Consider the following 24,590-nt stretch of genomic DNA (forward strand, 5'->3'; position numbering starts at 1 on the left):
CGCCCGGCCCCGCGAGGGGACCGGGCGCTTCGTGGCGTCAGGAGCGGGCTCAGCGCGGGCGCGGTGCGCGCGTCTTGAGCGGGTCGATGCCCTTGGGGATCGGCAGCGAGGCGACGGACTGCGAGACCGACTCCATGCGCTTGATCACGGCGGCCATGGTCGCGTTGTCGATGGCCTTGGGGAGCTTCCTGATGGTCTTGGAGAGCTTGTCGATCGAGACGTCGTCGTCGCCGTGGCCGACGTAGAAGACGTTCACGGGCACGCCCTGCGCGACGCGCATGGCCTTGGTCTTCTCGTCCTTGACGAGGCGCGTGAGGCGTCCGCGTGCACCCTCGGCGACGACCACGATCCCGCCCCGGCCGATCGCGCGGTAGACCGCGTCCTGCGTCTTCGGATTCACGCCCACGGGGACCTCGGATCCCTGCCAGCTGCGGCCGAGCGAGGTGCTGATGACGTGGCCGGCGGCGCCGGGCATGCCGTCGATCTTGCGGTACATCGCGGTCGTGGACAGGCGCGTCATCAGGAACATGGCGCCCAGCACACCCAGCAGCAGGCCGGTGATGCCCCACAGCACGAGGCTCCAGATCTGGAACGGGGGGATGAGGTAGCCGACGATCAGGCCGATGAGGACGCCGACGACCAGGAGCGCGATCTGCGCCCAGGGCAGCCACGGGTAGATCTCCCGGGTGAAGCGGAAGAGCGAGCGCAGCTGCGAGAAGAAGCCGGGCTGCTTCTCCGTCGCGGAGGGACTTTTTGCCATGCCTTCCAGCCTACCGATTCCACGGGCTCGTGACGGCCCGTCCTGACACGCGCTGGGCGAACAGCTTCGTCCTGCACCGAACCGGCGCAGACCGGACTGCGCACGGATTGCGCATCGACCGCACCGCGGGGGTCACCGGGGCGCTGGGATGGGCGCATGACGGAACGCAGCAAGGGCATCATCGTGGCCGGTGCGCACCGCACCATCCGAACGCTCACGGAGGACGAGGGTCCGTTCGAGGGCGACCTCGTCACACGCGCCGGCGTGGTCGTGCGGGTGGACGCGGAGCGGATGCGCGGCTGGGCGGGGTGGACGTTCTCGGGGGCGGAGCACGTGGCGGCTCCGCTCGACGTCGCACTCACGGCCGACGGGCAGGACGTGCTGCTGCCCTGGTGCGTGCGGACCGTGCGCACCGCGCTGGCGCAGGCGGGGGAGACGGGCGGGATCTCGCATGGTGAGGCCGTCACACTCGCGGTCAGCGTCCTGCGCGGGATTCTCGAGCTCGAAGGCCGGCTGACGGAGTCCGGTCGAGGGCGACGCCGCGACGGCGACCTCGGCGAGGTGCGTGACGGCGGTGCGGGGGACGAGCCGCACGGCAGCTGGTGGCTCACGGACGAGGCACGGCCCGTGTTCGTGATCGACCCTGTCGGGGGCTGGAGCGCGGAGGGCTCTCCGGTCGCGACGGGCGAGCAGCTGCTGCGCGACCTGGAGGGGCGGATCGAGGACCGCGCGTTCCGGCGCGTCCTGGCCCGTCTCGCGGAGGCGCTGCGCGATCCGCGTCGCCTCCGCGCCGAAGCCGCGCGATGGGAGGGCGAGCTGCTGGAGATCGCCGCGCCGCGACCGGTGCGACTGATCGTGGACGAGTTCACGGCGGCGCGCGGTGAGGAGGAGTCAGTGCTGCCGGTCCTGCCGCGGTACCAACATCCTCCACGGCGGAGGGAGCTGCGGCCCGCGGGGCGTGCGGTCGGCGCGACGCGGCGGACCTGGTCACCAGGACGACGGGGCGGAGATGCGGCGGGACGGATACGGGTGCTGCAAGGCGCAGCGGGGCACGCATACGAGCGGATCCGCGAGATGCGCGCAGCAGGCGGGGCCGCACGCCGACGCCTGCGCGGAGCGCCGTCGGAGCCTCCACGACGGCCGGAGCGGTTGGAGCGGCCGGTGCGGGGCAGGCGATGGAGGGGACCCGTCGTCCTGGCGGTCGCGGCGGCGGCCGCGATCACGGTGACCGGCGCGATGTGGCCCTCCGACCCGGGTGGCAGCGATGCCGGCCGCACGTCGCGGGCGGCCGAGATCATGCTGTCGGGGAGTGAGTCGCCTTCGCCGGGTGCGCGCGTCGGTGCGGCTCCGGCGGGTGGGGGACAGTCCGTCGCGCCGGATCCTCCGCGGGCACCCGCTGCGTCCTCCCTGGCGGATGCCGAGGCGGCGGGCGGCGAGCTGATCGCCGCCGCGCGGAAGTGCGAGGCCGCGCCGCAGCCGGCGTGCGCCGAGGTGTGGGACGGCGGCACTGCGACGTCTCGTGCTCTGCGCCCGGCGCCGCAGCCCGCGGAGCTCATCGAGGACTACGGCGACATCGCCGCGCTCCGGAGCGGATCCGGTCCGGAGGCGCAGATGATCGTGATCATCCGCCGAAACGCCGAATGGCGGATCCGCGATGTGTATGACATCGCGGATCCGCCATCCGAAGGGGCTGAGCCCCCGTGACCGTGGTCAGGCGCCGAGCTGAGCGGCGAAGTCCGCATCCTCCAGGCGGGCCTTGACCGAGGAGAGGAAGCGCGCGGCGTCCGCTCCGTCGATCGTGCGGTGGTCGTACGACAGCGCGAGGTAGACGTAGGACCGCACCGCGATGGCCTGCTGGCCGTCCACCGTGACCACGCCGGGGCGCTTCACGACGATGCCGGTGCCCAGGATCGCGGACTGCGGCAGGAACACCACCGGGGTGTCGAACAGCGCGCCGCGCGAACCCGTGTTGGTCAGCGTGAACGTGCCGCCGGCCAGCTCGTCGGGCTTCAGCTTGTTGTCGCGGGTGCGTGCGGCGAGATCGGCGATCTCGTGCGCGATCTGGGCGACGTTCTTCGACGCGGCATCGCGCAGCACCGGCGTGAGCAGGCCGCGCTCGGTGTCGACCGCGATGGAGATGTTCTCCGAGGCCGGGTACACGATGTCGGTGCCGTCGACCGTGGCGTTCACGATCGGGAACTCCTGCAGCGCCTCGGCGGCGGCGAGAGCGAAGAACGGCAGGAAGGACAGCTTGTCGCCCGTCTTCTGCTGGAACGAGCCCTTGACCTGGTCGCGGTACGCGGCGAGCTTCGTCACGTCGACCTCGACCACCGTGGTCAGCTGAGCCGTCTGCTGCATCGACGCGACCGCGCGCTCGGCGAGGACCTTGCGCAGGCGCGACATCGGCTGCGTGGTGCCGCGCAGCGGGGAGATCTCGCGGGCCTTCTTCGGAGCAGCAGCCGCTGCCGGAGCGGCGGCCGGAGCCGCGGAGGCGTTCAGGACGTCCTCCTTGCGGATGCGTCCGCCCACACCGGTGCCGGTGAGGGACGCCAGGTCGACGCCCTTCTCGGCGGCGAGGCGGCGCACGAGCGGCGTCACGTAGACCGAGTCGGATCCGGAGTCCGCGACGGGAGCGGCCGGTGCCGGGGCGGCAGCCAGTGCCGGGGCGGCCGCGGCAGGAGCGGGAGCAGCGGCCGGAGCGGGAGCGGCGGCCGGGGCAGGAGCGGCGGCCGGAGCCGGAGCGGCGGCGGGAGCCGGAGCGGGCTCGGCGGCGGGTGCCGGAGCTGCCGGGGCCGCAGCAGCGGGGGCGCCGCTGCCGATGCGGGCGAGGATCGCGCCGACGGCGATGGTCTCGTCCTCGGCGGCGAGGATCTCCTGCAGCGTGCCCGCGACCGGCGAGGGGATCTCGGTGTCGACCTTGTCGGTCGAGATCTCCAGCAGCGGCTCGTCGACGGCCACGTCATCGCCGACCTGCTTCAGCCAGCGGGTGACGGTGCCCTCGGTGACGCTCTCGCCCAGCTCGGGGAGACGCACGTCGGTCGCATCCGAGGAAGCGGCCGGAGCAGCAGGGGCTGCGGCGGCGGGGGCGGGCTCTGCGGCGGGCGCGGGCGCCTCGGCCGGAGCCGGAGCTGCGGCGGGGGCGGCCTCGGCAGCGGGGGCGGCCGGGGCGGATGCGCCGGAGCCGTCGCCGATGCGGGCGAGGATCGCGCCGATCTCGACGGTGTCGTCCTCGTTCACGAGGATCTCCTCGATCACGCCGGTGATCGGCGAGGGGATCTCGGTGTCGACCTTGTCGGTCGAGATCTCGAGCAGGCCCTCGTCGGCCTGGACGGTGTCGCCCACCTGCTTGAGCCAACGGGTCACAGTGCCCTCGGTGACGCTTTCGCCGAGGGCGGGAAGGACCACGGGTGTGCTCATGACGGAGTCTCCTTAGGAAAGATCGTGATGGTGTTCAGCTTAGTGGGCAACCAGGCGTCCAGCCCAGTTGCAATTTCCACTATGCGTAAGAAAAGTTTCACAATGCGTGAAGTGGCTTGCCCGCGAGGGCGAGGAACGCCTCGCCGAGCGCTTCGCTCTGGGTCGGGTGGGCGTGGATCAGCGGGGCGATGTCCTCGGGGTGCGCCTCCCAGCTCACCGCGAGCTGCCCCTCGGTGATGAGTTCGCCGACGCGGTCGCCGAGCAGGTGGACGCCCAGCACGGGGCCGTCCTTCTGCCGCACGACCTTGACGAGCCCGCCCGTGCCGATGATCTCGCTCTTGCCGTTGCCCGCGAGGTTGTACTCGTAGGAGACGATCGCATCGGCCCCGAAGGCGTCGATCGCGGCGGCCTCGGTCACGCCGACCGAGGCGACCTCGGGGCTGCAGTAGGTGACACGCGGAATCTGGGCATCCGGGATGACCGCGGGGGTCAGTCCGGCGATGCGCTCTGCCACGGCGATGCCCTGCAGGAAGCCGCGGTGCGCGAGCTGCAGGCCCGGCACGATGTCACCGACGGCCCAGACGTGATCCACGTTCGTGCGGAGCTCGGGATCGGCGAGCACGAAGCCGCGCTCCATGGCGACGCCGGCCTCTTCGAAACCGAGTCCCGCCGTGGCCGGGCCGCGGCCGACGGCGACGAGCAGGTAATCCGCCTCGTACGCGGTGCCGTTCTCCAGGGTGACCGTGACGGCGTCCTCGGTCTGGGTCGCGCTCGCGAACCGCACGCCCAGCGAGTAGGCGATGCCGCGGCGGCGGAACGCCCGCTCCAGCCCCTTGCTCAGCGCGAGGTCCTCGTTCGGGGCGAGGTGATCGAGCGCCTCGACGATCGTGACCTCGGCGCCGAAGGAACGCCAGACGCTCGCGAACTCGACGCCGATCACACCGCCGCCGAGGATGACGACGCGCTGCGGGACCTCCTCGAGCGCGAGCGCCTGCTCGCTCGTGAGGATCCGGCCGCCGATCTCGAGGCCGGGCAGCGACCGGCTGTACGAGCCGGTCGCGAGGATCACGTCGGCGCCCGTGTAGACGTCCTCGCCGACCGCGACGGACCGATCGGGGCGCAGTGCACCCTCGCCGCTCACGACCGTGATGCCGCGCGCCTTGACGAGTCCCTCGAGGCCCTTGTACTTCTTCGCGACGATGCCCTCGCGGTAGGCGCGGACGCCGGCGGGGTCGATCCCCTCGAACGAGGCGCCTACGCCGTACTTGGCGGCGTCACGCACGTTCTCGGCGATCTCCGCGGAGTGCAGCAGCGCCTTGGTCGGGATGCAGCCGCGGTGCAGGCAGGTGCCCCCGACCTTGTCCTTCTCGATCAGGGCGACGGACTTGCCGAGCTCGGCGGCGCGCAGAGCCGCGGCGTAGCCACCGCTGCCGCCGCCGAGGATCACGATGTCGAAGGCGTGAGCGGTCATGCGCGTGCCCCGTTCGCGCGCGTCTCGGCGAAGGCGATCAGCGTGCGCACGATCGCACCGGTGGCGCCCTTGTCGGTGAAGCCGTAGGGGGCGCCCTTGTGCTCGGACGAGCCGGCGATGTCGAGGTGTGCCCAGGGGATGCGCGGCGCGTCGGCCTCGTCGGAGGTGCGTCCGACCATCCGGCGCAGGAACAGGCCGGCGAAGAGCGAGCCGCCTGCGGGATCGCCGATCTTGGCGTTGACCATGTCGGCGATCGGCGACTTCAGCTCGTCCTCCATGTGCTCGGGAAGCGGCATCGGCCATGCGGCCTCGCCGGTCGCGGACGCCGCGGCCAGCACCTCCTGCACGGTGTCGTCGTCCCCGAACACGCCGGTGTGGCGCATGCCGAGCGCGACGATGATCGCGCCGGTGAGCGTCGCGACGTCGAGGATCACGTCCGGGTTCTCGCGGCTCGCGGCCACCAGCCCGTCGGCGAGGACGAGTCGTCCTTCCGCGTCGGTGTTGAGCACCTCGACGGTCTGTCCGTCGGCGAAGCGCAGCACGTCGCCCGGGCGGATCGCGGAGCCGGAGGGCATGTTGTCCGCGATGCACAGCCAGGTCGTGAGCCGGATCGGCAGGCCGAGGGTCGCGACGGCCTTGGTCGCGGCGAGGATGCTGGCCGCTCCCGCCATGTCCGTCTTCATGCCGACCATGCTCGCCGGCGGCTTGAGGGACAGTCCGCCGGTGTCGAACGTGATGCCCTTGCCCACGAGCGCGATGTGCCCGGCGGCACCGGCGGGGGAGTAGTCGAGGCGCACGAGGCGCGGCGGGCGTTCGGAACCCTGGCCGACGCCGAGGATGCCGCCGTAACCGCCGGCGGCGAGGGCGGCCTCGTCGAGCACCTCGACGGTGACGTCGAGGGAGGCGAGCTCCTCGACGGCGCGCTTCGCCAGATCATCGGGGCCGAGCCACTCGGCCGGAGTGGTGACGAGATCCCTCGTCAGCGCCACGGCCTCGGCGAGAGCGGTGGCGTGCGCGGCGTCCTCCGCCGGGAGATCCGCGTGCAGCACGACAGTCCCCGCACGCTTCGGCTGGTCGCCGGAGCGGTAGTCGTCGAAGCGGTACCCGCCCAGCAACGCGCCCTCGGCGGCGGCCGATGCGTGCTCCGCGACGGCGTCGCCGAGCAGCACGGACACGCGGTCGAAGCCGGTGAGCGTGCGCAGAGCGGCGCCGACCGCCTCGCGCACGGCGTTCGCATCGGGGGCGGGTCCGGCGCTCACGACGGCGACCGGAACGTCGGCGACCTCGGGGGCGGGGATCCGCGTGTAGGCGCCCGCCTTCCCGGTGAAGCCCACGGCGGTCAGCGCGGCATGGGTGGAGGAGAAGGGGGACAGGTCTTCCGGGGTGTCCGTGAGACCGGCGACGACGAGCACGACCGCATCTGCGTTCGCGTCCGCCGGAGCGCCTGTGTGCAGCTCGAGCGCAGGAGACGTCATGGACTCCATCCTAGGTTCGGCGCGGTGCAGGGGGAGAGGATGGGCTCTCCGCGTGTTCGCTCTCAGCGCTCAGCGGATCCGGGCGGCGGGGCGACTCGTAGCATGGAGGCATGCCCATCTCCGGAGAGATCCACGAACGCGTCGCCTATCCCGGCGGCGTGCCGTCCGGCCTGCCGCTCGTCATCCTGCTGACCGGCTTCACGGACGCGGGATCCGCGGTGTCCGGGCTCATCGATCACCTCGCCGAGACGACGGATCCGCAGCCGGTGGTGGTCTTCGACAACGATCTGCTGCTGGACTACCGTGCGCGTCGCCCTGTGCTGACCTTCGATCAGGACCACATCGCCGAGCTCAAGCCCGCCCGGCTGGAGCTGTCGCTCGCGCACGACGCGCTCGGCCGCCCCTTCCTGCTGCTGGCCGGCTACGAGCCCGACTTCGCGTGGAACGCCTTCGCCGACGTCGTTCTCGACTTCGCTGCGGAGTACGACGTGTCCACCGTCACCTGGGTGCACTCGATCGCGATGCCGGTGCCGCACACGCGGCCGATCGGGGTCACGGCGAGCGGCAACAGGGCGGAGCTCACCGCCGCGCACTCCGTATGGCGCCCGCGCACCCAGGTGCCGGGCACGGCAGGGCATCTGCTGGAGTACCGCTTCGTGCAGGCGGAGCGCAGCGTCGCGAGCTTCGTGCTGCTCGTGCCGCACTACCTCGCCGACACCGAGTACCCGGACGCGGTGCTCACGGCCGCGGAGAAGGTGATGGCGGCGACCGGTCTGGTGCTGCTCACCGATGCGCTGCGCGACAAGCGCGCCGAGTACCTGGAGCGGGTCGACGAGCAGGTGCGCGACAACGAGGAGCTCGGACAGATGGTGCGCACGCTCGAGCACCGCTACGACGCCTACATGTCGGGACTGGAGCTCGAGGACGAGGCGCCCGCCGGGTTCGACGAGCGTTCCCTCCCCAGCGCGGACGAGCTGGCCGCGGAGCTGGAGCGCTTCCTGGCCTCGCGCCCGGGCGGCGACGAGGACAAGAACGGCCGGATCTGAGCCGATCCCGGGAGTGCCCCGAGAGGATCCACGCGGATTGCGGGATCCGGCGTCTGCGCGCGCAGAGTGTGCGATACTTATCTGACGACCCGTTGTCAATACCCATCCGTGAGGTCTGGGGACTTGACAAGGGTCTTACTAGTGCCCGCAAGAGCACGGGCCGTGAGGCTCACAGGCCGAAAAACCACAGGGCGCCCGCGCAAGCGCTCCGTTGAAAGGCGAGACGTGACGACTGCCACGAAGAAGAACACCCGGACGAAGAACGACCAGGCCGAGCCCGAGGAGGTCGAGGCCCAGGCCGTCGACGCCGCGGAGCCGGCGGCTTCGAAGAAGGCGGCGGCGAAGAAGCCTGCGGCCAAGAAGACGTCCAGGGCGAAGAGCAAGGACGACGCCGAGGGCGACACCGCGTCCGAGGAGGCCCCCGCTGACGCCGCGGACGACGGCGACGAGGAGGAGGGCGCCAAGCCCGCCTTCACCGAGCCGCTGCCGACCGGCGCGATCCGGATCAGCTCGACCGACGAGGACGACGTCCCCGTGTACTCGACGCAGATCACCGGCGCCACCGCGGACCCGGTCAAGGACTACCTGAAGCAGATCGGAAAGGTCGCGCTGCTGAACGCGGCCGAAGAGGTCGAGCTCGCGATGCGGATCGAAGCCGGTCTGTTCGCCGAGGAGAAGCTCTCGGCGATGTCGGCGGCCGAGAAGACCAGCCAGCTCGGACTCGACCTGCAGTGGGTCGCCCGCGACGGTCAGCGGGCCAAGAGCCACCTGCTCGGCGCCAACCTGCGTCTCGTCGTCTCCCTCGCGAAGCGCTACACCGGTCGCGGCATGCAGTTCCTGGATCTCATCCAGGAGGGCAACCTCGGCCTCATCCGCGCGGTCGAGAAGTTCGACTACACCAAGGGCTTCAAGTTCTCGACCTACGCGACGTGGTGGATCCGCCAGGCCATCACCCGCGCCATGGCGGATCAGGCCCGCACCATCCGCATCCCCGTGCACATGGTCGAGGTCATCAACAAGCTCGCCCGCGTGCAGCGGCAGATGCTGCAGGACCTCGGTCGCGAACCCACCCCGGAGGAGCTGAGCCGCGAGCTCGACATGACCCCGGAGAAGGTCATCGAGGTGCAGAAGTACGGTCGCGAGCCGATCTCGCTGCACACCCCCCTCGGCGAGGACGGCGACAGCGAGTTCGGTGACCTCATCGAGGACACCGAGGCGGTCGTCCCGGCCGACGCGGTCGGCTTCACCATGCTGCAGCGTCAGCTCGAGCAGTTGCTGGACTCCCTGTCCGAGCGCGAGGCGGGCGTGATCCGCATGCGCTTCGGCCTCGGCGACGGCCAGCCCAAGACGCTCGACCAGATCGGCGACACCTTCGGCGTGACCCGCGAGCGGATCCGCCAGATCGAGTCGAAGACGATGGCGAAGCTGCGTCACCCGAGCCGTTCGCAGTCGCTGCGGGACTACCTCGAGTGAGCGCGGACGCGAAGCCCAACGACGGCAAGAACCTCGAGATCTCTGTCGAGGGCGCGCGCTGGCTGCGGATCCCGATCCGCACCAGGGTCGTCATGCCCGGCGACGTGCTCGCCGACATCGTCACCGAGTACGCCGCGGGTGAGGTGCAGAAGGGCGACCTCCTCTTCATCACCGAGAAGATCGTCGGCATCACGCAGGGCCGGTCGTTCCTGCTCGAGGAGATCCAGCCGCGCAAGCTGGCCTTCTTCCTGTCGAAGTACGTGACCCGCACGCCCTACGGCATCGGTCTCGGCATGCCGGAGACCATGGAGATGGCGCTCCGCGAGTGCGGAACGCCCCGGATCCTGTTCGCGGCGGCGGTGTCGGCCGTGACCAAGGCCTTCGGACGACGCGGCGACTTCTACCGCATCGCCGGGGAGAAGGCGCGTGCGATCGACGGGCCGACCGAGGGCACCATGCCGCCCTACGACCGCTCCGTGGTGCTCGGCCCCGCGCGTCCTCGCGAGGTGGCCCACGAGATGCAGCAGCTGATCGGCGGCGTCTGCGATGTCGCCGTGGTCGACATCAACGACCTCGGCGGTAACATCCTCGGCTCCACGCTCGACAAGACCGCCGAGAAGCGTCTCGTCGCGATCCTCAAGGACAATCCGCTCGGTCAGGGCACGGAGTCGACGCCGATGGGCATCATCCGTCCCGCTTGAGCTGCGGTTCCACGAAGAAGGCCGCCCCGTCAGCACGACGGGGCGGCCTTCTTCATGGCCGTGCCGGCCTCAGAACTTGATGGCGGCCTGGTAGCGCGGCTTGTGACCGGTGCGGATGCCCGAGACGCTCGGCTTGTTCTCGTAGACGCCGGCGCCCCAGTTGCCCTCCACGAGCACGGGGCCGTCGGGGCCGACCACGATGTCCCAGCCGACGTACTGCACTTGCGGCACGACGCGGGCGACCTGATCCACGAACGCCTTGACCTCGTCGATCATCGGCAGCTGGAAGTCGGCGATGCGGAAGCCGGAGTCGGGGTGCAGCTCGTGCACGTGCCCGTGCGAGTCGTAGCCCGCGCTCACGGCGTGGCCGTCGTCGTCCAGCATCGTGTAGAAGCCGCCGAAGGACATCTGGTCGCTGACCTCACCGCGGCCGAACTTCTGCGCCATCGCGAGGATGTGGGTCTTCTCGCCGTCGAAGAAGGCCGTCACGCGCGTGGTGTTGACCGTGCCGGGGCAGACCGCCGCGAGGTCGGGGTGCTGCCGGATGACCTCTTCGACGAGGAGGCGGCCCCGGCCGAGCAGGTCGGCGTGGAACGCGTCCCAGTCGGAGATGTCGGCGGCGTGATAGCGGAACACGCCGGATCCGGCCTGCCCCATCGGCGTCTTGACGATCACGGTGCCCTGGCGCTCCAGGAACGCTCGCAGTTCGTCGGCGTTGCCGGGCTTCACGACCATCCACTCGCGGCGGAGGAAGTCGGAGAACTTCTCGTCGAACTCGATCTTGTCGTGGAACAGGTGCCGGTAGTCGGGGTGCGCGTAGCGCTCCGAGATCTGGTTCGACACCGGGTGCGTCATGTAGGTCGCCCGCTCGGCGCGGTTCAGGATCGCGAAGTCGTAGTCGATGTAGTCCTGGAATCCGACGTTGTGACGCCCGGCCGACCACAGCATGTCCACCACCACGGCGGGGACGGCCTTGCCGTGCTGCGCGGACGCCTCCTTGGCGCGCTCGATCACCGAGCCGACGTTGATGCGACGGGCGCGCTCGGCGAGATAGCCGAGACGGGACTTGAGGCCGAGGCCGTTCGAGGGCATGCGTACTCCGGGTCGAGGGATCGGGAACCGGTCCATTCTAGGCGGCCTGCCTCCGAGACCCCCGGGCGAGAGCCGCCCGGCGGTTTCGCGCGGAGGGGCGCAGGTAGGGTGGAACGGTGAACGAGCCGCTCCCCGCCACTCCGCCGCGGAGCGCGATGCTGCGTTCGCTGATCTCCCGTTCCGCGCTCGACGCGGGCGCAGCGGCCGCCGTTGCGGCCGGGGGAGCGGGCGTCGCCGATCTCCGCCGCGACGCGTGGGGGCACGGTCTCCTGGATGTCGCCAGGGCCGTGGTCTCGGCCGGAGCGCGCGGCGTCCGCGTGGACGGTGAGCCCGAGCTTGCCCTGCTGCGGTCGGAGGGGATCGAGGCGACCTGCACCGACGCGCCGGACCTGGATCCGCACCTCCTCTACGGTCTTCCGGATGTGGACGGCGACCTCGCCGGGACGCCCGTGATGCGCGTCGCCGGGCGTGTGCTCTCGACCAAGGAGATCGCGGCCGGCGGCGGCGTCTCCTACGGCTACATCCACCGAGCGCTCGAGGACTCGCGTCTCGCGCTCATCACGGGCGGCTATGCGCAGGGGGTCGTGCGCGCTCTCGGCAGCCGCGCGACCGTCGAGATCGACGGGCTCGTGCACCCGATCGTCGGCCGGATCGCCATGGACGTGTGCGTCGTGGACATCGGCGCGGCCGAGGTCGCCCTCGGTGCCGAGGCGACGTACTTCGGCGGCTCTGGTCCGATGCGGACCGGGGCCCGGGAGTGGGCGGGGATCACCGGAATGGACGTCGGCGAACTCGTGGCCGTCGTGGGGCAGCGGACGGAGCGTTCATGGGAGGCCTGACCGGACCGGTGCTGCGGGCCGAGGAAGCCGTGCTGCGGGCCAACATCGCGGCGGTCACCGCGCGCGTCGCGCCGTCCACGTTGATGATGGTGGTCAAGGACGACGGCTACGGTCTCGGCGCGCCCTGGGCCGCGCGCGTCGCCGCGGAGGCGGGGGTCGGCTGGTTCGGCACCTACGACATCCCGACCGCGCTCCGGCTGCGCGACGAGGTCGGCGCCGCTCCCCGGCTCTTCGCCTGGGTCACCTCGCTCGACGAAGAGATCGACGCGGCCCTGCGCGCCGAGGTGGACCTCGGCGTCGGGACGCTGGACTACCTGCGCCGGGTGATCGCGCGCGCCGGCGCGCTCGGCGCCGTGGCGCGGATCCATCTCAAGGTCGACACCGGGCTGCACCGCAACGGGCTGTCGGCGGACGAGTGGGACGAAGGCGTCGAGATCGCGCTGCGTGCTCAGGAGGCGCGACGGATCCTGCTGGTGGGCGCCTGGAGCCACCTCGCCGAGGCGAGCGACGAGGAGGACGACGCCGCGCAGGCTCGCTTCCTCGCCGCCGTGCATCGCGCCGAGGAGCTCGGCGCGGAGCTGCCCTACCGTCACCTGACCGCTTCGGCCGCCACCTGGGCCCGCCCCGAGCTGCGCGGGTCGCTCGTGCGGGTGGGTGCCTTCTGCTTCGGCGTGCGCTCGGCGGACGGACCGGATCTGCCCGGGATCGCGCCCGCGGCGGAACTCGTGGCCCCGGTGCGGGAGATCGACGGCGACGAGGTCGTCGTCGGGATCGGATCCTTTGACGGGCTGCCGAGCATCCTCGCCGGGCGCGTGCAGGTGGGCACGCCTGCGGGGGCGCGGCCGCTCCTCGTCGTCGACGCCGACACGGCGCGCATCGCGGGCTGGGCCGGCGCCGAGGTCGGCGACGAGGTGGTCGTCTTCGGCCGAGGTGCGCACGGGGAGTCGTCACCGACGACCCTCGCCGAGGCGATCGGCACGGTCGGGGAGGAGATCCTCTGCCGGCTCACCCCGCACGTGCGACGCGAGTACCGCTGAGCGCGGTCCGGTCCCGCAGCATCACGGGTCCGCGTCCGCGCAGCGGCCGCGCGGACACGAAAACGCCCGATGTCCGAGGACACCGGGCGCTTCTGTCTGGGGAGCGGATTCAGGACTCGAGCAGTCGCGACGTCTCGTCGTGCCAGCTCGTGGCCACCGCACGGAGCTTCTCTTCGTACTTGCGCCCGTGGTGGGCGCAGAACAGCAGCTCGCTGCCGTTGACCTCGGCGGCGATGTAGGCCTGGGCTCCGCAGGAGTCGCATCGGTCCATCGCCGTGAGGCGGGGGATGACGGTGCTATCCCGTTCGGTCGTCGCGTTCATCTCGATGCCTCCTCGTTGTTCGGGTCCGCTGTGTGGAGTGTGCTCAATACAACCACGCAGAGCTGGGAGTCATGCCCGCGAGACGGCGTGTTTCGCTCACCGCGTACGCGCCGCGTGACGAGCGGATGACGGCCAGGAGTGTCGTCGGGGCGGTGTCCGTGGTCCTCGATACGATGGGGGATTGTGACAGCCGAGTACTCCGCCCACCACCTCCAGGTCCTCGAGGGTCTCGAGGCCGTCCGCAAGCGGCCCGGAATGTACATCGGCTCGAACGGTTCCCCGGGCCTGATGCACTGCCTCTGGGAGATCATCGACAACGCCGTCGACGAGGCGGTCGCGGGCAACGGCTCGAAGATCGACATCATCCTGCATCCCGACGGCAGTGTCGAGGTGCACGATCGAGGCCGCGGCATCCCCGTCGACGTCGAGCCGCGCACGGGGCTCACCGGCGTCGAGGTGGTCTTCACCAAGCTGCACGCGGGCGGCAAGTTCGGCGGGGGCTCCTACGCCGCCTCCGGCGGTCTGCACGGCGTGGGCGCATCCGTCGTGAACGCCCTGTCCGAGCGGCTCGACGTCGAGGTCGACCGCGGCGGCAAGGTCTACGCGATGTCGTTCCGGCGCGGCGAGCCGGGGATCTTTACGGATGCGGGCGAGAAGCAGCCGGACGCGCCGTTCACCCCGTTCCAGGACAACAGCGAGCTGCGCGTGATCGGCAAGGCGCCCCGTGGCGTGACCGGCACCCGGATCCGCTACTGGGCGGATCGGCAGATCTTCACGAAGGATGCGGTGTTCCAGCTCGCCGAGCTCGAGACGCGTGCGCGGCAGACCGCGTTCCTCGTGCCGGGACTGGAGCTCGTCGTGAGGGATGAGCGCGCCTCGCACGCCGCGGCGCCCGAGGACGGTGCCGATGCCGGGGCCGACGCCGTCGAAGCGGTGAACGAGACCTCGTACCACTACGAGGGCGGCATCGCGGAGTTCGTCGAGTATCTCGCCACGGACGCGCCGGTGACCGACACCTGGCGGGTGCAGGGCGAGGGCACCTTCAAGGAGACCGTGCCGGTGCTGCAGCCCGACGGCCACATGGTCGCGACCGAGGTGGAGCGCGTCTGCGAGGTCGACATCGCCCTCCGCTGGGGGACCGGCTACGAGACGATCACGCGCTCGTTCGTGAACATCATCGCGACCCCCAAGGGCGGGACGCATCAGCAGGGCTTCGAGCAGGAGATGCTGAAGGTTCTGCGCGCCCAGGTCGAGCAGAACGCGCGCCGTCTGAAGGCGGGCAACGACAAGCTCGAGAAGGACGACGTGCTCGCGGGCCTCACGGCCGTGCTGACGGTCAACGTCCCCGAGCCGCAGTTCGAGGGGCAGACCAAGGAGGTGCTCGGCACGCCGGCCGTGCGGACGATCGTCGCGCAGGTGGTCCGCAAGGCGCTCGGCGAGCGCTTCTCCTCGACGAAGCGCGATGACAAGAACCAGGCCTCGATGCTCCTGGACAAGATCGTCGCCGAGATGAAGGCGCGCGTCTCCGCACGAGCCCACAAGGAGACCCAGCGTCGCAAGAACGCGCTGGAGTCGTCCTCGCTGCCCGCGAAGCTCGTCGACTGCCGCTCCACCGATGTGGCCCAGACCGAGCTGTTCATCGTCGAGGGCGACTCCGCGCTCGGCACGGCCAAGCACGCCCGCACGAGCGAGTACCAGGCGCTGCTGCCCATCCGCGGCAAGATCCTGAACGTGCAGAAGGCCTCGGTCAGCGACATGCTGTCGAATGTGGAGTGCGCGTCGATCATCCAGGTGATCGGCGCCGGATCCGGCCGCTCCTTCGACCTCTCGACCGCGCGCTACGGGAAGATCATCCTGATGAGCGACGCCGATGTCGACGGCGCGCACATCCGCACCCTGCTGCTGACGCTGTTCTACCGGTACATGCGCCCGCTCATCGAGGACGGCCGCGTGTTCGCCGCCGTGCCCCCGCTGCACCGGGTGATCGTGATGAACCCCGGATCCAAGCCGAACGAGACCATCTACACCTACAGCGAGGGCGAACTGCACTCCCTCCTCGCCAAGCTGCGCAAGCAGAACAAGCGCTGGCACGAGCCGATCCAGCGGTACAAGGGTCTCGGCGAGATGGACGCCGAACAGCTCGCGTCGACCACGATGGACCGGTCCGGTCGCCTGCTGCGGCGCGTCCGCATGGAGGATGCCGAAGCGGCCGGTCGCGTGTTCGAGCTCCTGATGGGCAACGAGGTCGCTCCGCGGCGCGAGTTCATCATCGATTCCTCCGACCGCCTGGCGCGCGAGGCCATCGACGCCTGATGAGCGCGCCGCTGCCCGACCTCGCGCTGCGTGTGGCGGTCCCGGAGGACGTGGATCTGGTGGCCGCGCTGAAGGAGCGCGTCCTGCGCCGGGATCTGGAGCCGCTCGTCGGATGGGATCCGGATCGGTCGCGTGCCAGGGTCGTCGAGCACTTCTCCCCGGCGCGCACGCGCATGATCCTTGTCGGCGGGGACGTCGCGGGCACGGTCACGCTGCGGCCCGACGGCGACGAGTCCTGGCTGGAGATGTTCTACCTCGACGAGCAGCACCAGGGGCGCGGAATCGGATCCGCCGTGCTGCGAACGTTGCTCGCCGAGGTCCCCGCCGAGCGTCCGCTGCGCCTGCAGGTGCTCGTCGGATCGGCCGCGCGACGGCTCTACGAACGGCACGGCTTCGTGGCCGAGCACGACGACGGGATCGACATCTGGATGCGCCGCGCTCCTGGCGGGTCTGCCGGCGTCACGGCGGCGTCTTGAGAGACTGAGCCGATGGTCGCCGTCGTCTCCGCCCCCACGAACCTGGGGCTCCGGCCGCCCGTGCGCGGTGGCGTACCGGGCACGGCCAAAGCGCCGGAAGCGCTCCGCGAGGCGGGATTGCACCGGCTCCTGCACGCGCAGGGCGCGATCGACGCAGGCGTTGTTCTGCCGGGCCGCTACATCGACGACAATGGACGCCGATCCGCGGGCACGATCCGCAACCAGGCCGCGATCGTCGACCACGCGCGCCGGCTCGCGCACCGGCTGTTCGAGATCCGTGAGGTCGGTGAGGCTCCGCTCGTCCTCGGCGGCGACTGCAGCCTCGCGATCGCCGCGGGGCTCGCGACCCGGGTCAGCGGGGGCGGCGGGCTCGTGCACATCGACGGGCACACGGACTTCCGGCATCCGGGCAACAGCGACGGCGTCGCGAGCCTCGCCGGGGAGGACCTGGCCGCCGCGATCGGGAAGCACCTGCCGGAGCTCAGCGACATCGACGGACTCGGGCCGTACTTCGCGCCCGAGAGCACAGCGCACATCGGCTGCCGTTATGAGGATCCGCACGCGGAGGAGCTGCGCGGGACCATAGGGCTCGTGGTGCCGGCCGACGACGTCATCCTGCACGGCGGTGCCAGGGCCGCATCTCGGGTGCGTGCGCTCGACGGCCTGGACCGCGGCTACTGGATCCAGGTCGACGTCGATGTGCTGGATCCGCGGCACATGCCCGCCGTGGACAGCCCCGATCCGGGCGGTCTCTCGCCGGATGAGCTGATCGGGCTGCTCGTCGCGCTTGCTCCGCACGCCTGGGGAGCCGCCGTCACGGTCTTCGATCCGGATCTGGATCCGGATGGCGTGTACGCACGCACGGTGGCCAGGGTGGTCGCGGAGGGGTTCGCGGATCTGGGGTCAGCGCTCGTCCAGGAGTAGGTGCCCGTCGGCATCGACGCCTAGCGCCGCGTCCGCCGCGAGGGGGTCAGCCCGCGGATCCGTTGCCGTTCGAGCACGTCTGCTGCGCGGCCGACTGCCCGGAGATGTTCTGCGGCAGCGCGACGGGGCCTGCGGTCGCACCAGGTGTCGGCGTCGTGCCCGCATCGGTCCCGGTGGCGGGCTCGGTGGGAGGGACGGCGGGAGCCTCGGCCGCGGAGACGACCGCGTCGCGCTGTCCCGTGACCTGGATCGGCTGGTTCGCCGCGAGCGCCGCCCACAACTGGTCGGCGCTCTCACGGTCGGGCACGACTTTGACGCCGGGATTGTCCGGGTCGTCCAGGACCGGGTAGTTCACGAAGTTGATCTGGTCGAGCGGCACGTCCTTCATCGCCAGGGCGATCTGCACGAGCAAGGTGGGGCTGGTGAGCTTGGCGCTGGGGGTGACGTTCGTCATCACGGTGTTCGCGAGCCTGAGCAGCGTGCCGGGATTGCCCAGCACCTGGCTCGAGGTCATCTTGCGCGCGAGCGATGACATGTACACCTGCTGGTTGCTGCCACGGCTGAGGTCGCCGTTGTCGCCCACGCCGTGGCGGACCCGGAGGAACTGCAGCGCCCAGTAGCCCTGCAGGGTGTGCGTGCCGGGACCGAGTTCGAGTCCCGTGTTCTCCGGGTCGCTGATGCCGTTCGCGACGCACACGTCGACGCCGCCGATCGCGTCGGTGATCTTCATGACGCCGCCCCAGGTGACCCTGGCGGCGAACTGGATGTCCAGGCCGGAGACCTTGGTGATCGCGCGGGCGACGCAGGCCAGACCGTTCTTCGGACCGCCGATCCCGATGGCTTCGTTGAGCGCCTCCTTCGGACGCTCCTCGCTGGCGTTCCCGTCGGAATCCGTGCAGGAGGGGATCGTGATCATGAGATCGCGCGGGAAGGTGATGACGGTCACCCGGCGCGGGCTGTCGGAGATGTGCAGCACGAGGTTCGTATCGTTGCGCTCGCCTCCGTTCTCAGGGTCGGAACAGCGGTTGCCGAAGCCGTCCTTGAAGTCGTCCTCGCAGACGTCGCTGCCGACGAGCAGCATGTTCACGCCGCCCGTGATCGCGCCGATGTCCGGCGGTACCGACTCGTCGCCGTCGAGGGCGACCGCGTGGTCGCTGAACGTCTGTCCGAGGTCGTACGCGACGTACCCGACCACGGAGACACCGGAGACGAGCACCACGATCGCCACCACGCCGAGCATCTTCAGCAGCTGGCTCCAGGCGGCCGGGCGGGGCAGCTGGCCGTGGCCGGCGACGGGACGTCGGTTTCGGGGCGTCATGCTCACATGGTGCCGGTCACGGCGCAGAGGGGCAAATCGCTCGGCGCCGCCGGATGGGGCGACCGGTCGTCGTCAGATCAGCGCGTCATCCCAGCGTGCGCGGATCCCGTCGAGCGTCTCGTCGAGGTCGAGACCAGTCGTGTCCAGCCGTAGGCCGGGAGCGTCGAAGTCGTCCTGAGCCTCCCTGAGATGAGACCACTGCTCGGCGACGTGCTTGTCTCGTCCGGCGTCGCGACCGGCGATCGTGTCGGCCGTCGCGGTGAGGAGCACGAACCGCAGCGGCAGGTCGATCGCCGCGCGGTACTGCTCCAGGAGCTCGGGCCACAGCACGACATCGGAGATCGCCACGTCGAACCCCGCTAGGGCGAAGTTGCGGGCGAGATCTGCGATGTTCCGTCGGCGCAGGGTCAGCTGCCGATCGGCCTCCTCCGCCGGCCCCTGTCCCGGTGCGACGAGCCCCGAGAGGATGAGCGTCTCGCCGATCTGGTCGGTGTCGAGATGCGCACCTCGCGTCGCTCGCGTCGCGAGCTCGCGGGCGACCGTGGTCTTGCCGACGCCGGGAAGCCCGGAGACGATCACGATCGAGCCGGTCATGCGCCCAGAGCCGCACCGATCGAGCCGATGACGCCATCGATCGGCTGTCCCGATCCGTCGCGCTTCGCGCCGCTCTCGGGCAGGTCGCGCGCGGATCCGTCCGGCCCGACAGCGAGCGCGGGTTCTGCGCCGACCCAGGCCAGGGTCAGGCGGTCCTCGCCCTTCAGGAAGGCGTGCGCCCTGACGCCGCCGGTGGCGCGACCCTTGCCGGGGAACTCCGCGAACCGGGACGACTTGGCGCGCCCGGCATCCGTGCCGGGGATCATGCCCGTGGCGCCGGACACGGTCACGACGAGGGCGTCCTCGCCCTGCGCGAGCACGGAGAAGGCGATCACCTCGGCCTTCGCGCCGAGTTTGATGCCCGCCATGCCGCCGGCCGGAGCGCCCTGCGGACGCACGCCGGAGGCCGGGAAGTGGAGCAGCTGCGCGTCGCTCGTCACGAAGACGAGCTCGGCGTCGTCGGGAGCGGCGCCGGCTCCCACCACCGCGTCGCCCGGCTTCATGCCGATGATCTCGAGTTCGGGCTTGACGGCGAGCGAGGACGGCACCACGCGCTTGACGACACCCGTGCGGGTGCCCAGCGCGATCGGCGTGTCGTCGTCGAAGCGCACGAGCGCGAGGATCCGCTCGCTCTTGTCGAGCAGACCGATGTAGTCGCGCAGCGGCACGCCCGCGGCGAGATGCACCGACGCGGACGGCACGGAGGGAAGGTCCATGGCCGTGAAGCGCAGCACGCGTCCCGCCGTCGTGACCGCGCCGATCTCGGTGCGGGTCGTCGTGGCGAGTGTCGCGAGGATCGCGTCGTGCTTGCTGCGGCGCGTGGCGGGGGAGAGGTCCTGACCGGGCTCGAGATCCACCCGCACGGCGCGTCCAGTCGTGGACAGCACGACGACCGTCGGCGCGTCGGCGATCTGGGTGTCGACGGGACCCTTGGTCGCGCGCGCCTTGGGCGGTGCGGCGTTCAGCAGCAGGGTGCGGCGCGGGGTGCCGTACGCCTCGGCCGCCGCGTCGAGCTCGGTCGCGACCTGGCCGCGCAGCAGAGCCTCGCTGTCGAGCAGTTCCCGCAACGCCGCGATCTCCGCGAGGAGCGCGTCGCGCTCGGTCTCGAGCTCGATGCGGGAGAACTTGGTCAGGCGGCGCAGTCGCAGTTCGAGGATGTACTCGGCCTGCCGTTCGCTGAGGTCGAAGACGCTCTGCAGGCGCGTGCGGGCCTGTTCCGAGTCATCCGATGAACGGATGACCTGGATGACCTCGTCGATGTCGAGGATCGCGATCAGGAGGCCCTCGACGAGGTGCAGGCGCTCCTCGCGGCGGGCGAGGCGGTACTGGCTGCGTCGCGTGACGACCTCGAGGCGGTGCCGCACGTAGACGCTCAGCAGCTCCTTGAGCCCGAGCGTGCGCGGCTGCCCGTCCACGAGGGCGACGTTGTTGATGCTGAACGAGTCCTCGATGGGCGTGAGCCGGTACAGCTGCTCGAGCACGGCGTTCGGGTCGAAGCCGGTCTTGATGCCGATCTGGATCCGCATGCCGTGATTGCGGTCGGTGAGGTCGTTGACGTCGCTGATGCCCTGGAGCTTCTTCGACTGGACGGCGTCGCGGATCTTCTCGATCACGCGCTCAGGGCCGACCATGTACGGCAGCTCGGTGACGACGATGCCGGTGCGGCGCGGCCCGAGCGGCTCGATCGAGACCTTGCCGCGCACCTTGAATGCTCCGCGGCCGTTGGCATAGGCGTCGCGGACGCCGTCGAGGCCCATCACGATGCCGCCCGACGGGAAGTCGGGGCCCGGGACGAACTCCATGAGCTCCTCGGTCGTCGCCTCGGGGTGCTCGAGCAGGTGGATGGCCGCCGCGACGACCTCGATGAGGTTGTGCGGCGCCATGTTGGTCGCCATGCCGACGGCGATCCCGCTCGCGCCGTTGACCAGCAGGTTCGGGAACGCGGCCGGCAGCACCGAGGGCTGCTGGAACTGGCCGTCGTAGTTGGGGACGAAGTCGACCACGTCCTCGTCCAGGCTCTCGGTGAGCGCGAGCGAGGACGGCGCGAGACGCGCCTCGGTGTAACGGGAGGCGGCGGGGCCGTCGTCGAGCGACCCGAAGTTGCCGTGCCCGTCGACGAGGGGCAGGCGCAGGGCGAACGGCTGCGCCAGGCGCACCAGGGCGTCGTAGATCGCGGAGTCGCCGTGCGGGTGCAGCTTGCCCATGACGTCGCCGACGACGCGCGCGCTCTTGACGTGACCGCGATCCGGGCGCAGGCCCATCTCCGCCATCTGGAACAGGATCCGGCGCTGCACGGGCTTGAGGCCGTCGCGCGCATCCGGCAGGGCGCGGGAGTAGATGACCGAGTAGGCGTACTCCAGGAAGGAGCCCTGCATCTCGCTCGACAGATCGATGTCCTGGATGCGCTCTTCGATCGGCTCGGGCGGCGTGGTCGTGCGGGGCATGGGCTTCCTGCGGGTCTCGGGCGGCGGCGGAGCGGTTCTCGACGCCGGAGCCGTGCCGGGCTCTGTGGGAGACTGGCTCGGATGACCCTCATGCTACCGGCGATCCCGCCGTCGCCCCGGAGCATCACCGGGGTGGCGCACGACCTATTCGGCGCCCTGGACGGCCGTGACGGCGTGCTGCCGGCCGTCCGGTCGGTCGTGCTCGTGGTCATGGACGGCCTGGGGGCGATCCCGTTGCGAGGCCACGCGGGCCATGCCCGGCGGCTGATCGGCGCGATGACGAAGAAGGACGTGCTCTCCAGCGTGTTCCCGTCGACCACCGCGGCCGCTCTCACCAGCCTGCTCACCGGGGTGGATCCGGGGCGGCACGGGCTGGTCGGCTACGAGGTCAGGGATCCCCACACCGGAGTCCTCGTGAACCAGCTCTCCGGCTGGGAGAAGGCCCGCGTGGACCCGGCCGACTGGCAGCGCACGCCCACCGTCTTCGAGACCGCGTCCGAGGCGGGGCGCCCCGCGTTCGCCGTGGGGCTTCCCGAGTACTCGGGCAGCGGCTTCTCCGCGGCGACCCTGCGCGGCGCCGCGTTCCACTCCGCACGCACGGCGGCGGAGCGCGTCGCCCTGGCTCTGAGCCTGGCCGAGGAGCACGACGGCTCACTCGTGTACTGCTACCTCCCCGAGGCCGACAAGGCCGGGCACAAGCACGGCATGGCGTCGGCGGAGTGGGTCGGAGCGCTCGAGGAGCTGGACGCCGCGATCCCGGTGCGAATGCCGGACGACGTGGGCGTGCTCATCACCGCCGACCACGGCATGGTCGACGTCCCTCGCACCCGTCACCTCATCCTCGACGAGCGCAGCCGTCTGCACGATGGCGTCGCGGCGATCGCGGGGGAGCCTCGCATGCTGCACGTCTACGTCGAGGATCCCGCTCGCACCGACGAGATCGCGGCCGTGTGGGCCTCGGGGGTCGAGGGCGCCGCGGACGTGCTGACGAGGGCTCAGGCCATCGAGCGCGGACTGTTCGGATCGGAGCCGACTCCGGAAGCACTGGAGCGGATCGGCGATCTCGTGGTGCCGGCGCGCGGGCTGTGGGCGCTGTACGACGGGACCGCCGAGGACCAGCGGTCGCAGGGCATGATCGGCCAGCACGGTTCGCTCACGCCTGAGGAGCTGCGCGTGCCGCTGCTCCGCTTCGGGGCGTTCGCGCGCTGATCCCCCGTGCACCGAGCGCTCCGCGCCGGTTCGCGGCGATCTGCCCCGGCGGAGTGTCAGTCGTCGCTGCGCGCGCCGAAGACGATCTCGTCCCAGGACGGCATCTCGCGCCGACGCCGACGCGGTCCCGAGTCGGCGTCGATCGACACGGGCGCGGGCGACTCCTCCGGTTCGGCATCGGGCTCGTAGCCGGGCTCCAGGGCCTCGAACAGGGCGAGCGGGCGGATCTCCTCCGGCTCCTCCTCGACCGAGGGCCGCGCTTCTCGCTGACCGCGGCGGCGGCGCAGGGCCTCCAGCAGGTCGGCGGTGTCGGACGGCGTCGACGGAGCGAAGGATGCGCTGCGCGTCGCCGCCTCCTGCGCGTTCGACGAGGTCTGCGGATGGCGTGCGGACCTCGGCTCCGGGGCCTCGGCCACACCGTCGTCCTCTGCGGCGGCGGGAGCGGCGGGCGCCGGGACGAGACGCGGGCCGAACGCCCCGGAATCGAAGCGCGTGTCGTCCTTGTACGGCGACGAGCGCTCCTTGTCGAGCGCGCGGAGGCGGGGGATCAGGCCTTCGGGCAGGGCGCCCTGGCGGGACAGCTGCGTGGCGTCGGCGTTGAGCGGCGCGAGCGCGCTGCGGCGCGGGTCGAAGCTCCACCGCGCGTCGTGCTCGACGTCGTTCGCGCGGAACTCGAGTTTGATGACCCAGCCGGTGTCGTCCTTCCAGCTGGCCCAGCGCTCGTCGGAGGCCGCGAGCTCGGCGAGCTTGGCGCGGATCGCCACGCCGAAGGTCGGCTGCGCGTCCGGTTCGACCTCGCTGCCGATCAGCACCGGCACGGCGAGGGCCTGACCGACGATGTGCTCGCGCTCGGCGAGCACGGGGCTCTCGAACCGCTGCACCGCTTCGAGGGCGACGCCGAGCAGCTCGGCGACCTCGGCCGCGGACATCCCGGCGCGGATGTGCGCCTGGATCTCGCGAGGGCTCGCCGCCAGCGGCGGCGCCTTCTCCTCGCGACCCGCCTTGGCCCGGCGCAGTTCCGCGCGCAGCACCTCGTCGATCGGGAGTGCGAATCGCTCTCCCGACTCGGTGGCGAGGACGAGGACGTCGTCTTCCGCGCCGACGATCGTGACGTGTTCCATGGCTTCAGCCCCTCAGAATGAGTGTCGGTTCATGGTGTCATGCACTGCACCCACGGCCGGGAATATCGCGGGCGTGCCGCCAGTTCTGATGCGCAGAGAGAGTGGCATTTGCGATTTGGACGCATGTCATGCAAACTATGGGCCGCCGAACACCCCCGGCACCCGCCACTCGCAGGATGAAAGTGGAGATCCACCCCATGGCAACCGATTACGACGCCCCGCGCAAGAGCGAAGACGAGAGCGAGTCGATCGAGGCTCTCAAGGAGCGCGTCCCCGACAAGCTGTCGGGTTCGATCGACGTCGAGGACTCGGACAACCCTGGCGGATTCGACCTTCCGGGAGCCGATCTCTCCGACGTCGAGCTCGACGTCGTGGTGCTGCCCCCGCAGGAGGACGAGTTCACCTGTGTCAGCTGCTTCCTCGTGAAGCATCGTTCGCAGCTCGACCACGAGGACAAGACAGGCCCGATCTGCAAGGAATGCGCGGCCTGATTCCTCTTCGCTGCTCGCGCCCGGACCGTTTCGGTTCCGGGCGCGTTCTGCGTTCTGCGGCGGAGTG

The 24,590-nt window shown here is 70.9% G+C and carries 21 protein-coding genes; 11 read left to right on the top strand and 10 right to left on the bottom strand.

Annotation, left to right across the window (positions count from 1 at the left end):
• Nucleotides 1-49: 49 nt before the first annotated feature.
• The gene (locus ACIPY5_RS01020) at nt 50-760 is read right to left on the bottom strand and encodes a DUF4191 domain-containing protein (RefSeq protein WP_309341588.1); all 711 of its coding nucleotides are present in this window, start codon (nt 758-760) and stop codon (nt 50-52) included.
• Between the two features lie 156 nt (nt 761-916).
• Here ACIPY5_RS01020 and ACIPY5_RS01025 point away from each other — a divergent pair, with 156 nt between their 5' ends.
• Entirely contained in the window at nt 917-2,464 is a 1,548-nt protein-coding gene (locus ACIPY5_RS01025; protein WP_400965626.1) for a hypothetical protein, read from the top strand.
• Between the two features lie 6 nt (nt 2,465-2,470).
• Here ACIPY5_RS01025 and sucB read toward each other — a convergent pair whose 3' ends face one another.
• The 3 genes from sucB to ACIPY5_RS01040 all read right to left on the bottom strand — a co-directional run bounded on the left by sucB (nt 2,471) and on the right by ACIPY5_RS01040 (nt 7,123).
• Nucleotides 2,471-4,177 (bottom strand): 2-oxoglutarate dehydrogenase, E2 component, dihydrolipoamide succinyltransferase, encoded by a 1,707-nt coding sequence (gene sucB, locus ACIPY5_RS01030; RefSeq protein ID WP_400965629.1) that lies wholly within the window; start codon nt 4,175-4,177, stop codon nt 2,471-2,473.
• A gap of 97 nt (nt 4,178-4,274) precedes the next feature.
• Nucleotides 4,275-5,648 carry a dihydrolipoyl dehydrogenase gene (lpdA, locus tag ACIPY5_RS01035; protein WP_400965632.1) on the bottom strand — a complete coding sequence of 458 codons (1,374 nt, stop codon included), beginning with the start codon at nt 5,646-5,648 and terminating at the stop codon, nt 4,275-4,277.
• A complete protein-coding gene (locus ACIPY5_RS01040) occupies nt 5,645-7,123 on the bottom strand; it encodes a leucyl aminopeptidase (RefSeq protein ID WP_400965635.1) in 1,479 nt (492 codons plus the stop codon). Before ACIPY5_RS01040 ends, lpdA begins: the two co-directional genes overlap by 4 nt.
• 110 nt (nt 7,124-7,233) lie before the next feature.
• On the opposite strand from ACIPY5_RS01040, the gene ACIPY5_RS01045 reads away from it, so the two are divergent.
• From ACIPY5_RS01045 to ACIPY5_RS01055, 3 genes are all read left to right on the top strand, one after another.
• Nucleotides 7,234-8,169 carry a PAC2 family protein gene (locus ACIPY5_RS01045; RefSeq protein ID WP_309341593.1) on the top strand — a complete coding sequence of 312 codons (936 nt, stop codon included), beginning with the start codon at nt 7,234-7,236 and terminating at the stop codon, nt 8,167-8,169.
• A 225-nt stretch (nt 8,170-8,394) separates the two neighbouring features.
• Complete coding sequence (locus ACIPY5_RS01050) at nt 8,395-9,642, top strand: RNA polymerase sigma factor (protein ID WP_400965638.1); 1,248 nt, start codon at nt 8,395-8,397, stop codon at nt 9,640-9,642.
• The gene (locus ACIPY5_RS01055) at nt 9,639-10,343 is read left to right on the top strand and encodes a coenzyme F420-0:L-glutamate ligase (protein ID WP_309341595.1); all 705 of its coding nucleotides are present in this window, start codon (nt 9,639-9,641) and stop codon (nt 10,341-10,343) included. Before ACIPY5_RS01050 ends, ACIPY5_RS01055 begins: the two co-directional genes overlap by 4 nt.
• Before the next feature lie 69 nt (nt 10,344-10,412).
• Here the strand turns inward: ACIPY5_RS01055 and ACIPY5_RS01060 are convergent, their stop codons facing one another.
• Nucleotides 10,413-11,435: a sugar-transfer associated ATP-grasp domain-containing protein gene (locus ACIPY5_RS01060; protein WP_400965642.1), complete on the bottom strand. Its 1,023-nt coding sequence runs from the start codon at nt 11,433-11,435 to the stop codon at nt 10,413-10,415.
• A gap of 116 nt (nt 11,436-11,551) precedes the next feature.
• On the opposite strand from ACIPY5_RS01060, the gene ACIPY5_RS01065 reads away from it, so the two are divergent.
• Both ACIPY5_RS01065 and ACIPY5_RS01070 read left to right on the top strand, forming a co-directional pair.
• Nucleotides 11,552-12,274 (top strand): alanine racemase, encoded by a 723-nt coding sequence (locus tag ACIPY5_RS01065; RefSeq protein ID WP_400965644.1) that lies wholly within the window; start codon nt 11,552-11,554, stop codon nt 12,272-12,274.
• Complete coding sequence (locus tag ACIPY5_RS01070) at nt 12,262-13,311, top strand: alanine racemase (protein ID WP_400965647.1); 1,050 nt, start codon at nt 12,262-12,264, stop codon at nt 13,309-13,311. The genes ACIPY5_RS01065 and ACIPY5_RS01070 overlap by 13 nt, the downstream gene beginning before the upstream one ends.
• 109 nt (nt 13,312-13,420) lie before the next feature.
• Here the strand turns inward: ACIPY5_RS01070 and ACIPY5_RS01075 are convergent, their stop codons facing one another.
• Nucleotides 13,421-13,633, bottom strand: coding sequence for a hypothetical protein (locus tag ACIPY5_RS01075; protein WP_045272992.1), 213 nt, complete (start codon nt 13,631-13,633; stop codon nt 13,421-13,423).
• Between the two features lie 183 nt (nt 13,634-13,816).
• On the opposite strand from ACIPY5_RS01075, the gene ACIPY5_RS01080 reads away from it, so the two are divergent.
• Genes ACIPY5_RS01080 through ACIPY5_RS01090 form a run of 3 tightly spaced genes read left to right on the top strand, consistent with a single transcriptional unit; the run spans nt 13,817 to nt 17,346 of the window.
• Nucleotides 13,817-15,946: a type IIA DNA topoisomerase subunit B gene (locus ACIPY5_RS01080; protein WP_400965650.1), complete on the top strand. Its 2,130-nt coding sequence runs from the start codon at nt 13,817-13,819 to the stop codon at nt 15,944-15,946.
• Entirely contained in the window at nt 15,946-16,422 is a 477-nt protein-coding gene (locus tag ACIPY5_RS01085; protein ID WP_400965653.1) for a GNAT family N-acetyltransferase, read from the top strand. Before ACIPY5_RS01080 ends, ACIPY5_RS01085 begins: the two co-directional genes overlap by 1 nt.
• A 12-nt stretch (nt 16,423-16,434) precedes the next feature.
• The gene (locus tag ACIPY5_RS01090) at nt 16,435-17,346 is read left to right on the top strand and encodes an arginase family protein (protein WP_400965656.1); all 912 of its coding nucleotides are present in this window, start codon (nt 16,435-16,437) and stop codon (nt 17,344-17,346) included.
• A 46-nt stretch (nt 17,347-17,392) separates the two neighbouring features.
• On the opposite strand, the gene ACIPY5_RS01095 is transcribed toward ACIPY5_RS01090, so the two are convergent.
• From ACIPY5_RS01095 to ACIPY5_RS01105, 3 genes are all read right to left on the bottom strand, one after another.
• Nucleotides 17,393-18,664 (bottom strand): LCP family protein, encoded by a 1,272-nt coding sequence (locus ACIPY5_RS01095; protein WP_400965659.1) that lies wholly within the window; start codon nt 18,662-18,664, stop codon nt 17,393-17,395.
• A 72-nt stretch (nt 18,665-18,736) separates the two neighbouring features.
• A complete protein-coding gene (locus ACIPY5_RS01100; protein ID WP_400965662.1) occupies nt 18,737-19,258 on the bottom strand; it encodes an AAA family ATPase in 522 nt (173 codons plus the stop codon).
• The gene (locus tag ACIPY5_RS01105) at nt 19,255-21,702 is read right to left on the bottom strand and encodes a DNA topoisomerase (ATP-hydrolyzing) subunit A (RefSeq protein ID WP_400965665.1); all 2,448 of its coding nucleotides are present in this window, start codon (nt 21,700-21,702) and stop codon (nt 19,255-19,257) included. Before ACIPY5_RS01105 ends, ACIPY5_RS01100 begins: the two co-directional genes overlap by 4 nt.
• A gap of 81 nt (nt 21,703-21,783) precedes the next feature.
• Here ACIPY5_RS01105 and ACIPY5_RS01110 point away from each other — a divergent pair, with 81 nt between their 5' ends.
• Nucleotides 21,784-22,911 carry an alkaline phosphatase family protein gene (locus ACIPY5_RS01110; protein ID WP_400965668.1) on the top strand — a complete coding sequence of 376 codons (1,128 nt, stop codon included), beginning with the start codon at nt 21,784-21,786 and terminating at the stop codon, nt 22,909-22,911.
• 56 nt (nt 22,912-22,967) lie between these two features.
• On the opposite strand, the gene sepH is transcribed toward ACIPY5_RS01110, so the two are convergent.
• Nucleotides 22,968-24,032: a septation protein SepH gene (gene sepH, locus ACIPY5_RS01115; RefSeq protein ID WP_400965671.1), complete on the bottom strand. Its 1,065-nt coding sequence runs from the start codon at nt 24,030-24,032 to the stop codon at nt 22,968-22,970.
• Between the two features lie 197 nt (nt 24,033-24,229).
• Here sepH and ACIPY5_RS01120 point away from each other — a divergent pair, with 197 nt between their 5' ends.
• Complete coding sequence (locus tag ACIPY5_RS01120; protein ID WP_292717846.1) at nt 24,230-24,523, top strand: DUF4193 domain-containing protein; 294 nt, start codon at nt 24,230-24,232, stop codon at nt 24,521-24,523.
• Nucleotides 24,524-24,590 lie beyond the last annotated feature (67 nt).

Origin of the sequence: Microbacterium sp. NPDC089698 (genome assembly GCF_044749045.1) — a bacterium.
Taxonomy (GTDB): domain Bacteria; phylum Actinomycetota; class Actinomycetes; order Actinomycetales; family Microbacteriaceae; genus Microbacterium.